The organism is Mesorhizobium sp. M6A.T.Ce.TU.002.03.1.1, assembly GCF_003997275.1.
Lineage (GTDB): Bacteria > Pseudomonadota > Alphaproteobacteria > Rhizobiales > Rhizobiaceae > Mesorhizobium > Mesorhizobium mediterraneum.
Map to the genome: position 1 here is coordinate 91,747 of NZ_RZTI01000005.1, position 12,638 is coordinate 104,384.

Annotated in this window: 10 protein-coding genes and 1 pseudogene; 6 read left to right on the forward strand and 5 right to left on the reverse strand. The window is 62.4% G+C overall.

Translation table 11 applies throughout. The features are described 5' to 3' along the window. Positions 1 to 199 precede the first annotated feature (199 nt). Entirely contained in the window at positions 200 to 1,843 is a 1,644-nt protein-coding gene (locus EOC93_RS03190) for an MFS transporter (protein WP_126105153.1), read from the forward strand. Positions 1,844 to 1,863: 20 nt separating this feature from the next. On the opposite strand, the gene EOC93_RS03195 is transcribed toward EOC93_RS03190, so the two are convergent. Beyond that, on the reverse strand, positions 1,864 to 3,276 hold the full coding sequence (locus EOC93_RS03195; protein WP_127203824.1) for a hypothetical protein: 1,413 nt from the start codon (positions 3,274 to 3,276) through the stop codon (positions 1,864 to 1,866). 463 nt (positions 3,277 to 3,739) lie between these two features. Beyond that, positions 3,740 to 4,852 carry a TauD/TfdA family dioxygenase gene (locus EOC93_RS03200; RefSeq protein ID WP_126105151.1) on the reverse strand — a complete coding sequence of 371 codons (1,113 nt, stop codon included), beginning with the start codon at positions 4,850 to 4,852 and terminating at the stop codon, positions 3,740 to 3,742. A gap of 433 nt (positions 4,853 to 5,285) precedes the next feature. Here EOC93_RS03200 and EOC93_RS03205 point away from each other — a divergent pair, with 433 nt between their 5' ends. Next, positions 5,286 to 5,570, forward strand: a complete 285-nt coding sequence (locus EOC93_RS03205) for an SCP2 sterol-binding domain-containing protein (RefSeq protein WP_095484241.1) — start codon at positions 5,286 to 5,288, stop codon at positions 5,568 to 5,570. 63 nt (positions 5,571 to 5,633) lie between these two features. Here the strand turns inward: EOC93_RS03205 and EOC93_RS03210 are convergent, their stop codons facing one another. After that, positions 5,634 to 6,197, reverse strand: coding sequence for an N-acetyltransferase (locus tag EOC93_RS03210; protein WP_245329800.1), 564 nt, complete (start codon positions 6,195 to 6,197; stop codon positions 5,634 to 5,636). Positions 6,198 to 6,459: 262 nt separating this feature from the next. Beyond that, positions 6,460 to 7,593, reverse strand: coding sequence for an ornithine/lysine decarboxylase (gene odc2, locus EOC93_RS03215; RefSeq protein ID WP_095484094.1), 1,134 nt, complete (start codon positions 7,591 to 7,593; stop codon positions 6,460 to 6,462). Positions 7,594 to 8,136: 543 nt separating this feature from the next. Here odc2 and EOC93_RS03220 point away from each other — a divergent pair. The 4 genes from EOC93_RS03220 to EOC93_RS03235 all read left to right on the forward strand — a co-directional run bounded on the left by EOC93_RS03220 (position 8,137) and on the right by EOC93_RS03235 (position 12,153). After that, on the forward strand, positions 8,137 to 9,336 hold the full coding sequence (locus EOC93_RS03220) for an amidase (protein ID WP_095484240.1): 1,200 nt from the start codon (positions 8,137 to 8,139) through the stop codon (positions 9,334 to 9,336). A gap of 1 nt (position 9,337) precedes the next feature. Then, positions 9,338 to 10,237 carry a LysR family transcriptional regulator gene (locus EOC93_RS03225; RefSeq protein ID WP_095484093.1) on the forward strand — a complete coding sequence of 300 codons (900 nt, stop codon included), beginning with the start codon at positions 9,338 to 9,340 and terminating at the stop codon, positions 10,235 to 10,237. 85 nt (positions 10,238 to 10,322) lie between these two features. Next, positions 10,323 to 10,991: a DUF1007 family protein gene (locus tag EOC93_RS03230; protein ID WP_095484092.1), complete on the forward strand. Its 669-nt coding sequence runs from the start codon at positions 10,323 to 10,325 to the stop codon at positions 10,989 to 10,991. 58 nt (positions 10,992 to 11,049) lie between these two features. Beyond that, positions 11,050 to 12,153 (forward strand): nickel/cobalt transporter, encoded by a 1,104-nt coding sequence (locus EOC93_RS03235; RefSeq protein ID WP_095484239.1) that lies wholly within the window; start codon positions 11,050 to 11,052, stop codon positions 12,151 to 12,153. Positions 12,154 to 12,186: 33 nt separating this feature from the next. Here EOC93_RS03235 and EOC93_RS03240 read toward each other — a convergent pair. Further along, positions 12,187 to 12,638, reverse strand: a pseudogene (locus tag EOC93_RS03240) (NAD-dependent epimerase); the annotation flags it as partial.

Consider the following 12,638-nt stretch of genomic DNA (forward strand, 5'->3'; position numbering starts at 1 on the left):
GTCGGCCACCTCACCGAAGCGCTCGACGCCGCCTGCAAGGACGCCCGCTGACCTGTTCCGGCGTCCGCTATCCTGTTGTTGGACCATGATCTTCTTCGAAAAGGCGTTCGCCCTTTGCAAAGTGATGCTCTACTTTGAAGGGACGGTATGAGGGACCGATTCACCGGAAGAAGACAGCATTGAAGTCGGGGAAGCATCCATGATCGACGACGAGCCGAACAGCGAACGCGTCTCGGCGCTGGCGCCGTTCCGGCACGGCATTTTCCGCGCCGTATGGTCCGCCAGTCTGGTTTCGAATTTCGGTGGTTTGATCCAGGGCGTCGGCGCCGCCTGGATGATGACGACGATCGCCACCTCGTCCTATCAGGTCGCGCTGGTCCAGGCGTCGACCACCTTGCCGATCATGCTGTTTGCGCTCGTTGCCGGTGCGATCGCCGACAGCTTCAACCGGCGCAAGGTCATGCTGATTGCCCAGACCTTCATGCTGGTCGTCTCGGTTCTGCTGACCGTGTTCACCTATCTTGGCCTGATAACGCCGTGGACGCTGCTCGCCTTCACCTTCCTGATCGACAGCGGCACGGCGCTCAACAACCCGTCATGGCAGGCGTCGGTCGGTGATATGGTGCCACGCGCCAAGCTGCCTGCGGCCGTCGCGCTCAACTCGTTAGGCTTCAACCTGACGCGCAGCGTCGGCCCGGCGATCGGCGGCATCATCGTTGCCGCCGCAGGTGCCGCCGCCGCCTTTGCCGCCAATGCATTGAGCTATGTCGGCCTTATCATAGTGCTCGCCCGCTGGAAGCCGGACCTGCCGGCCTCTACACTGCCGCGCGAGACGCTGGGCGCGGCGATGGGCGCCGGCCTGCGCTACGTCGCCATGTCGCCCAATATCGGCAAGGTGCTGGTCAGGGGTGCGGCTTTCGGCTTCAGCGCCGGCGCGGTTCTGGCGTTGCTACCGCTGGTGGCGCGCGACGTCGTCAAGGGCGATGCCTTGACCTACGGCATCATGCTCGGCGCGTTCGGCATCGGCGCGGTCGGCGGCGCGCTGATCAGCGTCCGGCTGAGGCAGATCCTGTCCAGCGAGACGATGGTGCGCATGGCATTCGCCGGCTTCGCGCTCTGCGCCTTCAATGCCGCCGTCAGCGACCACGCCTGGCAGACGTCGCTCGGGCTGCTCATCGGCGGCGCCTGCTGGGTGATCGCGCTGTCGCATTTCAACGTCACGGTGCAGATGTCTACGCCGCGCTGGGTGGTCGGCCGGGTGCTGTCGGTCTATCAGACGGCGACCTTCGGCGGCATCGCGCTCGGCAGCTGGATTTGGGGTGTCGTCGCCGATGCGCATGGCGCCGAATTCGCGCTGATCGCGGCTGCTGTCGCGATGCTGGCGGGCGGCGCGATCGGCCTCTTGCTGCCCTTGCCGCAGCAGGCGGTGCTCAATCTCGATCCGACCAACCGTTTCAAGGAGCCGCATCTTGCGCTCGACCTCAAGCTGCGCAGCGGCCCCATCGCTATCATGATCGAGTACATCATCCGCGAGGAGGACGTGCCGGAATTCCTAGCCACCATGGCCGAACGCGGCCGCATCCGACGCCGTGACGGCGCCCGCAACTGGACGCTGGCGCGCGATCTCGAAAATCCCGCAATATGGATCGAGCACTATCACACGCCGACATGGCTCGAATACATCCGCCACAATAAGCGGGCCACCCATGCCGACGCCGTTATCGGCGAGCGCGTGCGCGCGCTACACAGCGGCGACGAGCCGCCGCGCGTCCGCCGCATGATCGAGCGTCCGACAACCGCCGGCACGGCGATCGTCATGCCGAAAGGCCCGATCGAGCACTAAGCGGCAGCCCACCCTGCGCGTTAGGATGCAGCGCGCAGGCTCGTACGGACACGCCGCCTGCTTGTAGCGCGGGCCTTCTCCGCCACGACACCGGTGATCTCGACCACGCCGTCCTCACGCGGTCTGGCGTTTGTGACCTTGTGGAGACGCTCATAGGGCAACAGTTCCTTGACCCGAGCATCGAGCAACGCGACTTCGGCTCGCAGGTCCTCGCATTCCTGCCTCTGGACATCGAACTGTATCTGCTCGGATGCCTGCTGCAGGGAAAGCTGCGAAAAATTCGCGTTCACGGTCGAAAGGTTCATCTTGTCGTTTTCGTTCTCCTTTCTGAGAGCAGACAACCTTTCCTCCGCGATTTGCTTTTCGGCCACAGCGTCGCTCCATTGAGCCTTGAGCTTGGCGATCTCGCTGGCGGCTTCACTGTTCTCGTTCAAGGCAACCTCCAATCGCGATTGGAGGTTCCGAATTTCGGAACGCAGGCCGCCGATCTCCGTGAAACCACGCGCTCGCTCGGCTTCCCTGTCACCTTCCATGATACGGGCCGCTTCCGTCATTTCCGACAGCTTCGCTTGCGCGACATCGAGCGATTTCTGCAGCCGCATTTCCTCTTTCTCGCTCTTGCCAAGCGCAGCCAGCACTTCCGAAAGTCGCGCCGTCTCATTGGCATGAATCGTCGAGAGTTCATCCAGCCTGTGCCGCGCCTCAACTTCCCGTTTCAGCGCCTTGTCGAGGTCGATCGACAGGCTGACATGTTTTTCCCGCAGTATCTCGTTCTCGCGCGAGCATCTGTTGGCCTCGGCCGTTCTGGCCGAAAGCGTTGTGACGAGGTCACCGAACTCGGCTTCGCGCTCTGCGCTCGCATTGCCTGCCACGACGAGTTCCAGCCTTGCTGCAGCCAGCGCACGGCGAAGTGCCTCCTTGTCCTCGATCAGGCCTGTCTCGCGCTGCTGCAGGGCCTCGACAGCGCTTTCACGCTCGCGCTGCTTTCTGGTGGCATCGTGGAGTTGCTCCGACAGCACTCTTTGCTGGGTGGTCAGGCCGACATTTGCCAGTTCCAGTTCGTTGGCGCGAAGAATGTCCCCGTGAAGCAGCTTCAGGAATTCGCCTGTCAGATGATGCGAGGTCGCGATCTCCGACAGTTTCGTATTGATCTCCTCCAGATACTCCCGCGCATCGTCAAAGAGCCCATCGACGGCATTTAACGCAGCCAGTCGGGTTTGTGTGTGGGAGGTCAGGCGTCGAGCGGTGCCAGCGTCGTCCTCGGGCTGAGAGTTGTCATTCTTTGCCGCGAGATTCTCATCCGGGACGGCCTCCAACGGCGACTGGTCGTCTAGGTTGAGGCACTCATCGAACGCGTCCGCCAAATCGGCTTCAAGCTCCTTGAATGCTCTGTCCACCTTCTCGGCGCGCTTCATCAGACTTTTGATTCTCATGACTGAACCTCCCCCTCGTGTAGCGCCATCATGGGGTCTTGATCCTCGCCTCCCGGATACGGGTTCATCCTATCTCCCCTGACGCGGTCGACGCGTGAGATGACCGCTCTAGAATCTGCTGTCATGGCCCGTTTACCCACTCTGAGCGCAGGGGCCGAGTCCACGCTAGGGACAGGCTCGGCCACTGTCCTCGTCTGTTTGAATGACGCAAACCGTGTAAGTGCCCTGATTGTAGCCGGCTTTGGAAACAACCCACCGGAGGAACGTCCGCCAGAGTTCCAGATTGACCGCCGCGACCATCGTCGTGCTCCCTTGTTGTTCACGACGTGACATGCCGGCCGAGCTGCTCGGTAAGCCTAGCCCTCGCCCGACAGGTCCCGCCTCGCCTTGTCGAGCTCCTCGGCATAGCGCCGCATCAGATGGCCTTCGGTCAGCAGCCCGACGACGACGCGGTCGTCGTCCGCTATCGCGAGAGGACGCGAATACGACTCTGAAACTCCCCACGATCGACATAACATCCGCGCAAATGTCGCCGCCCCGTGTTCGGATTGAACGATTGGCGGCCGTGCAGCACCCGGCGATTGTCGAACACCGCCATTTCGCCGGCCTTGAGGCGGTAGGCTATTTGGAAACGCGAGCCGCGGATCATCATCATCAGCTTGCGATAGGCCGCGTAAAAGGGCGCGCAAATGTCGGAGGGAAGGTCGATGACATCGACAAGATGGGCGTTGAACCGTAACTCTGTCACTTCTCCATCGCGTCGCGTTACGATCACAGGAAACCTACCGCGCAGATCGTAGTTTTCGTCGTGAAAACGATAGGGTATCTCGACCTCGCACAAGAGACGGTAGGCTTCAGGATCTTCCGCCTGTAACGCGGCCACGATCGCAAACCCATCGGCAAAGACCGATCCACCGCCTTCAGCTTCGTTCGCGATACAATGAAGGAATTGATAGCCGGGCGGCACCTCCTGGTTCGCAAGATCGGTGTGTAACGGCAGGGCGACCGGCGTATAGGCCAGGTTGTTCGGTTTCGGCATCGACACGACCTCGAACATGGTGCCGAAATTTGTCTGGCGCAGGAACCCTATCCGCTCGGCCGCGCGCCGCCCGGCGTCGGGATCATCGTCAAGCCCATCGACGATGGAGAGCCCGTATGCAGCCGTTGCCTTCAGCCAGGCGAGCAGATCGGCATCGCTTTGCAAGATGTCTCCGGCGGAGTGACGCGGTATGGTTTCAAGATCGATCGAGCCGTCCCAGAGTTTTGGAGCGATGTCAGCCGGATCGTTTCTCTTTCTGCCCGGACGATAGGATTCAAAGAACTGGCCCGGGAATTCCTCCTCAGCCTGGTCGTTCAACCAGACAATGCTCACAGTGCCGCCTCTGTCTTGCACGCTGATCGGTCTGAGTGAGGGCTCCACCCTGGTCAGGTCGAATATCCGCTCTTCGGTCTGCGGGTGAAACGCCGATGGCGCATTGTCCTTTAGCCAGAGCCAAGGATAGCAGACTGTTTCGCCTGACGAGAAAGTTACGGCAAGCGCGGTCTCCCGGGCTTCCACGGAAAGCATGGTATTCATGACGGTGTCTCTCTGAACACAGAATTTGATTTTCAGCTCGGATCAGGCCCGCAGGCCATCAACCCAACGGTGGTGGCCACCACAAGCTCGGCTTCCCATAGCGATGGGATCCGGGATTTCTGTTCGGTTCTTCGAGCACTCGATCTCCAGGTAGAAACCTGATTCAAGCAACATGGCGATGGTAGCGGTCATTTGCCGGCAGTGTCCAGCTAAATGCAATGGGACCGCCATCCCCCTCTGGGCTGGCCTCGCGGACAGCCCGGCTTCACTGCGGCGATAAAACCCATCTTCATCTCGGGGAACCGCGTTGACGTAAACGTCAACCCAAAGCTATATGCGCCAGCGACCGTGATCGCGAAATGCGCAAGACGGCGACTTCGGCCGGACCGAAGTGCCAATGTGCGACAAACGCAACGAGACGAGGAGAACGGCCATGGGCGTTCAGGAAATTGCCGACAAGATCAGCGCGCGCGTGGCGAGTGCCGGGTTCGATCGTTCCGTGAAATTCGATACCGGCGGCGACGGTGTCATCGTCATCGACGGCGCTAATGTCTCGACCACCGACGCGCCGGCCGACTGCACCATAAAGCTTTCGCTCGACGATCTGGAGTCGCTGATCGCAGGCGATCTCAACCCGACCATGGCGTTCATGTCCGGCAAGATAAAGGTCGAAGGCGACATGAGCGTCGCCATGGCGCTGAGCCAGTTGATCGGCTGATCCACTCCAATCCGGGATGAAAAGAAGACGCCGCCCGATGGGCGGCGGCTTGTTTCCGATCCGTCAGGCCGCGAGCGGCAGCCGCTGTGCCTTCAGCTTGCGCCCTGCCGCCTTCAGCGTGCCCTGCGCGTCGGCGAGCGCGCCTTCCACCAGTTCCAGCGCCAGCAAGCGGTGCCGTTCGTAAGGTCCCGGCATGGCCAGCGAGCCGGTCTTCTCGGCCGAGAACCCGAAGCGATCGTAATAGGGCGCATCGCCGACCAGCAGGATCGCCGCATGGCCGAGACGCGCGGCTTCAGTGATTGCATGGCGCATCAGCGCCGAGCCGATGCCGGCATTCTTGATAGTGGGATCGACGGCGAGCGGGCCAAGCAGAAGCGCTGGCCGACCGCCCTCGCCCAGCACGACATCCCATAGCCGCACCGTGCCACTCACAGCGCCCGAAGCATCGTGCGCGACAAAGGCCAGGCCTTCCGAAGGCCGACGGCCGCGCCGCAGCTTTTCCGACGATTTTTTCCTGCGCTTCGGCCCCATGGCGCGATCGAGCAAAGCCTCGCGCGCCGGAACGTCGGCAGCGGTCTCGGCGGTGATGGCAAAAGCACCAGCAATCTCCCCCCTCGAGGGGGAGATGTCGCCAAAGGCGACAGAGGGGGTCGCCGCGCGTGAAGCGCCGACGCCGTGCGGTCCAAGAGAGGTCGCGTCAGCCGGACCGACCCCCTCTGGCCTGCCGGCCATCTCCCCCTCGAGGGGGGAGATTCCGCGCGCAGCGTCTTCAACAATGAAATCTACAATTTCCATTTCCGCGATCCTTCACGAGCGGATTGTTCCACAGGCGAGCCCGGGCGGGCGACAGGCGCCCACCTGGGATGATCTGAGCGGTTCTTTCGAACCGTCAGATCACGTAGGATCGGAGAGGCTCGAAGCCGTTGAAGGCGACCGAGGCGTAGGTCGTGGTGTACGCGCCGGTGCCCTCGATCAGCACCTCGTCGCCGATGGTCAGCGACAAGGGCAGCGGATACGGCGTCTTCTCGTACATCACGTCGGCCGAATCGCAGGTCGGGCCGGCGAGCACGCACGGTGCGGTCTCGGTGCCGTCATGCGCGGTGACGATCGGGTAGCGGATCGCCTCGTCCATCGTCTCGGCGAGACCGCCGAACTTGCCGATGTCGAGGAACACCCAGCGCACATTGTCGTTGTCGGCCTTCTTCGAGATCAGCACGACTTCCGACTTGATGACGCCGGCATTGCCGACCATGCCACGGCCCGGTTCGATGATGGTTTCCGGGATGGCGTTGCCGAAGTGCTTGCGCAGCGCCGAGAAGATCGCCTGGCCATAGGCCTGTGCCACCGGCACATCCCTGAGATAACGGGTCGGGAACCCGCCGCCCATATTGACCATCTTGAGCACGATGCCTTCCTCGGCGAGCGCCGCGAACACCTTCTTGGCATCGCCGAGCGCACGGTCCCAGGCAGTCAGGTCGGTCTGCTGCGAGCCGACATGAAACGACACGCCATAGGCGTCGAGGCCGAGCGTCCTGGCACGACGCAGCACATCGACCGCCATCGCCGGCACGCAGCCGAACTTGCGCGACAGCGGCCATTCGGCGCCTTCGCCGTCGGTCAGCACGCGGCAGAACACACGGGCGCCGGGCGCAACGCGGGCGATCTTGTCGACCTCCTCGACGCAGTCCACTGCGAACAGCCGGATACCGAGCTGATAGGCGCGCTGGATGTCGCGCTCCTTCTTGATGGTGTTGCCGAAGGAGATGCGGTCCGCCGGCGCACCGGCGTCCATCGCCATCTCGACTTCGGCAACGGAAGCGGTGTCGAAGGACGAGCCCATCGCAGCAAGCAGGCGCAGGATTTCCGGCGCCGGGTTTGCTTTCACCGCATAGTAGATTTTCGAATCGGGAAGCGCCTTCTCGAAGGCGCGAAAATTGTCGCGCACGACATCGAGATCGACGACGAGGCATGGGCCGTTCGGACGTCGGGTGGCGAGGAAATCAAGGATGCGCTGGGTAGCCATCGGGGTCTCTCCATCAGCGCCTTTCGGCGCGCACAAAGGCTGCGGGACGCGGGTCATCGACCTCGCGAACACGCGGTGGACAAAGGCGGGACGTCAAATCCATGGAACCAGCCGGTGGAGACCCCGGAACCATGAAACGCCGTCTCGCGGCGGTGAACCTTGGCCTTGCCCGGCCTCGGTTCGCTTTGTCTGCCTTGGCTTGGATGGGAGACCCGTCCGCACTGCCGGCAATGAAGGTGTGCCTCTTCAGTAACCCCGGTCTTTGGACGACCGGCAGAACACCAGAAAGGCCCGCACCGTCGTTGCTTCAAGGTGTCCTCGGTCTGGCGGTTGGCCGCTAAACCGACTGGAGGGGTTGGCTCCAGTTACCTTACCGATATCCCTCACCATTTTGAGGATCGGCGGACACCCACAGGCACGTGCGACTTTGGGCAAGCGCGATATAAGGTCGAAGGATTTCACAATCAATAAAAATCGTACGTCAGGTTGTAAAATTCCTAGCATCGAACAATGTTGCAACAGCTGTATCCGGATATCGAACGAATGACAGGCACTCGTGGCCCCCTGAACGCTTTTCTCGACCTAGACGATATCCCTGTATCCAATGCGCAATCCGGCCCGCTTGCCGGCCTGCGGCTGGCCGTCAAGGATATTTACGACGTGGCCGGCTACCGCACCGGCTGCGGCAATCCGCAGAAATACCAGGAGGTTTCACCCGCCCCCGCGACAGCGCCGGCCGTTCGGGCGCTGCTTGATTCGGGCGCGCGCTTCGTCGGCAAGACGCAAACGGATGAACTGGCCTTCTCCCTGATGGGGCTGAACGCGCATTTTCCGGCGCCGGTCAATCCGGCCGCACCCGACCGCATCACCGGTGGCTCGTCCTCCGGTTCCGCTGCTGCGGTCGCCGGCGGGCTGGCCGACATCGCCGCCGGATCCGACACCGGCGGCTCGATCCGCGCCCCGGCAAGTTTCTGTGGCTTGATCGGCCTCAGGGTCACGCATGGCCGCATTTCGCTCGATGGCACCATGCCGCTGGCCCCCTCCCTCGATACGTTCGGGTGGTTTGCCAAGGACATGACCACCTATGACAAGGTCGGCGCGGTGCTGCTCGGCGACGATCCGCATCGCCACGAATTGCAGCGCCCCCTCGCCCTTGATGCGCTGGACGGGCTCGTTCTCGGCCCGCAGGGAGCCGATGAATATCGCGGCATGGTCCAGCATGTCACTTCGGTGACGGGCGCGCCGCGGATCATCGCGCCGCTCTCGCATTCGACCGACGATCTCTACTGGTGCTTCCGCAAGCTGCAAGGATACGAGGCCTGGCAAAATCATGGTGCCTGGATCTCGCAGAAAAACCGGATGCTAGGCCCCGGCGTCAAGGAACGCTTCGAGCATGGCGCAACCATCGACGCCGCAACGGCGCGACATGAAACGCAGCGCCGCGACGCCTTCCGTCTCGAACTTGCCGAGCGTCTTGGCGATGACGGCGTTCTTGTGCTGCCGACCGTTCCTGACGCCGCCCCGCTCAAGGCTGCTTCCTTCGACGATTTACAGGCGTACCGTGAACGCGCGCTGAGACTGTTGTGTCTTTCCGGCCTGTCGGGCTTTCCGCAAATCACCCTACCGCTAGGCCAGCTCGACGGCGCTCCATTCGGCCTGTCGCTGCTTGGACCGAAGAACAGCGACCGGCGGCTGATGGCGCTCGCCGCGCGCATCCTCTCAGCCCGCCAAAGGAGCGCATGACATGGACACGCTGACCCGCATGCGCGCCTTCATCGACGTGGTCGAGGCCGAAGGTTTTTCGGCAGCGGCGCGCAAGATCGGGCGCTCCAAGGCGCTGCTGTCCAAATATGTGCGCGAGCTGGAGGACGAGCTCGGTGCGCTGCTGCTTAACCGCACCACGCGGCAGTTCTCGATGACGGAGGCCGGCCATACCTATTACCGGCGCGCCTCGGAAATTGTGCGTGAGGTCGACAGCCTGGCCGATGCGGTGCGCGAATCCTCCGGCGACGTTCGCGGCAGGATCAAGCTTTCAGCGCCGCGCACCTTTGCTGACGCACCGATCGGCCAATCGCTGATCGACTTCGCCAAGCAGCATCCCGACATCGTGCTCGACATCCATCTCGACGACCGCTTCGTCGATCTGGTCGAGGAAGGTTTCGATCTCGCCGTGCGCATTTCGCGGCTGGAAAACTCCTCGCTGATCGCGAGGCGTCTGGCGCCGTTTTCGGTGCGCCTCTGCGCATCTCCCGAGCTGATCGCCAAGCATGGCATGCCGGTGCGGCCGCAGGACCTTGGCCGCGTGCCCTGCATCATAGACACCAATGGCCGCTGGCTGACCAACTGGCCGTTCAAGGGCGACAGTGGCGATACGGTAACCGTCTCGGTCTCCGGTCCGATCGAGGTCAACAGTCCGATGGCCGCAAGAGCCGCCGCGGTGGCTGGATTGGGATTTTCCATCCTGCCCGATTTCATCGCCGCTCCCGACATCGAAAGCGGCCGGCTGGTGACTGTGCTGGATGACCGCATCCTTTCGGGTAGCGGCATTTTCGCAGTCTATCCGCACCGGCGCTATTTGCCTGCCAAGGTTCGCGTTTTTGTCGATTTCCTGGTGCAGTGGTTCAAGACGAATGACAGCGCATGAGCTTTCAGCCGCCTGGCGGTCCCATTTTCGCCCCCTTTCTGGTAACTCTCGATATTTACCGAAGTCGATGGGATCGCGACCGAGAATGCATCTGAAACGGCAAGCAATCATGATGGCTTCGGCCATGGCGGCGACATTTGCCATGGTCGTGCCGGCCGAAGTGCATCCCCACGTCTTCGCCGAGGCCCGCCTCGAAGTGGTTCTCAGCCCGGATCACCAAAGTGTGAAGGCGTTGCGCCATCTCTGGCGCTTCGACGATTTGTTTTCGAGCACGGTGATGATGGAATTCGACAAGAATTCTGACCTGAAGCTCGACGACAAGGAGCTGAAGGAAGTCGCCGACACCGTCCATGCTTCGCTGGCGGAGTTCAATTATTTCCAACTCGTCACCGTCGACGGCAAGGACGAGCCGATGAGCCCACCGCCGCAGCTGATGGCCAATTTCGAGAACGACCAACTCATCATCCTGTTCGAATCCGAACCGAAGGCGCCGATGAAGCTGGCCGGCAAGATCGATATCGGCGTCTACGACCCGACCTTCTACACGGCGATCGATTTCACCGAGGATGCCAATCTGCAGGTCGATGGCATGCCGTCGAAATGCACGAGCAAAGTCGTTCGTCCGAACCCCGACGAGGCGATCGCCGAGAACCAGAAGACCCTGACGGACGCCTTCTTCAACGATCCGACAGGCACCGATATGAGCAAGATCTTTGCGACCAAGCTTGAAATGAACTGTCAGCCAGAAGGATAATCCGGTGACGAAACCGTCCCTGCGTTTGGCTTTCGGCCTTTTGGCCGTCGCCCTTGCGATGACGCATTTCCTCGGCGCCGCCCACGCCCAGAGCTCGCTCGGCATCGGCACCAATGACGGGATAGCTCCCACCACCGGCCCGTTCGCCCATGTCCTGATGTGGATCAATCTGCGCCAGCAGGAATTCTACCGCGCGCTTGCCGGCGCGATGAAGGCGATGCGCGAGGACGGCAGCAAGTTGTGGCTGCTGATCGGCCTGTCCTTCGCCTATGGCATTTTCCATGCCGCCGGCCCCGGTCACGGGAAGGCGGTGATCTCGTCCTACATGGTGGCGAACGAAGTCGCGCTCAAGCGCGGCATCATGCTGTCCTTCGTCTCGGCCCTGCTGCAGGCGCTGACGGCGATCCTCGTGATGATGCTCGCCTACTTCGTCTTGCGCGGCACCGCTATATCGATGACCGATGCGGCATGGTTCCTCGAAATCATGAGCTATGTCTTCGTCACCCTGTTCGGCGCCTGGCTTTTGTGGCGCAAGGCCGGCCCTGCCGTCCTTCGCCTGTTCGGCGCGAGCCCTCCCTACAGCCTCTCGGCGGCCCATGCCGGCCATTCGCACGCAGGCCACGCACATTCCGTGCATGCTCATTCGCAACATTCCCATGCGCTTCGCGCACATGCCGGCCGCGACGATGATGCGCATGACCATGATCACGGCACGCACAACCATCACCATGGCCATGGCCATGGCGGGCACGATCATCATCACAATGCGGCGGGCGAAGTCTGCGAGACGTGCGGACATTCACACGCGCCCGACCCGGCGCTGCTTTCCGGCGACCGCTTCGACTGGCGCACCGCCTGGACGGCGGTGGCGGCCGTCGGTATCCGGCCCTGCTCTGGCGCACTGATCGTGCTGAGCTTCGCCATGCTCAACGGGCTGTGGTTCGGCGGCATCCTGTCGGTGCTGGCCATGGCACTCGGCACGGCGATCACGGTCTCGGTCCTGGCGACGCTGGCGGTGACGGCCAAGAACTGGGCGGTCTATTTCGCCGGCGACGGCCGCATGGGCAACCGCATCCATTCGATCGTCGAGATCGGCGGCGCAGCCTTCGTCTTCCTGTTCGGGCTGCTGCTGCTTTCGGCGAGCCTGACAACTGGCGGATGACGGCTTTGCGTGTCCGATTGGACGCGCAGCGCTCTAGCTTGCGATCTTGCCGTCCAGCTCGTCCTCAATATGGGCGCGGATGATTTCATCGAAGCTCTTTTCGGCGGCAAAGCCAAGCTCCCTCGACCGCCGCGCCTCGAACCGTGTCGGCCAGCCCTTCACGATCGCCCAGATCGTGTCGTCGGGCTCCTCGCGGATCAGGTTCATCGCCTTGGCGCCGGCAATGCGCTCCAATGCCTCGATCTGCTCGCCGACCGTGACGGCGACGCCGGGCATCGTCAGATTGCGGCGCGGCCCGACGGCGCTGCCGTCGATCCCTGCTGCGTGGATCAAAAAATTCACCGCCGAGCGCGGGCTGGCGTGGGTGTGCACGACAGAGCGCGGCACCGGCAATATCGCTTCCTGGCCGCTTAACGGCTCGCGGATGATACCGGAAAAAAAGCCGGAGGCTGCCTTGTTCGGCTTTCCCGGCCTGACGCAAATGG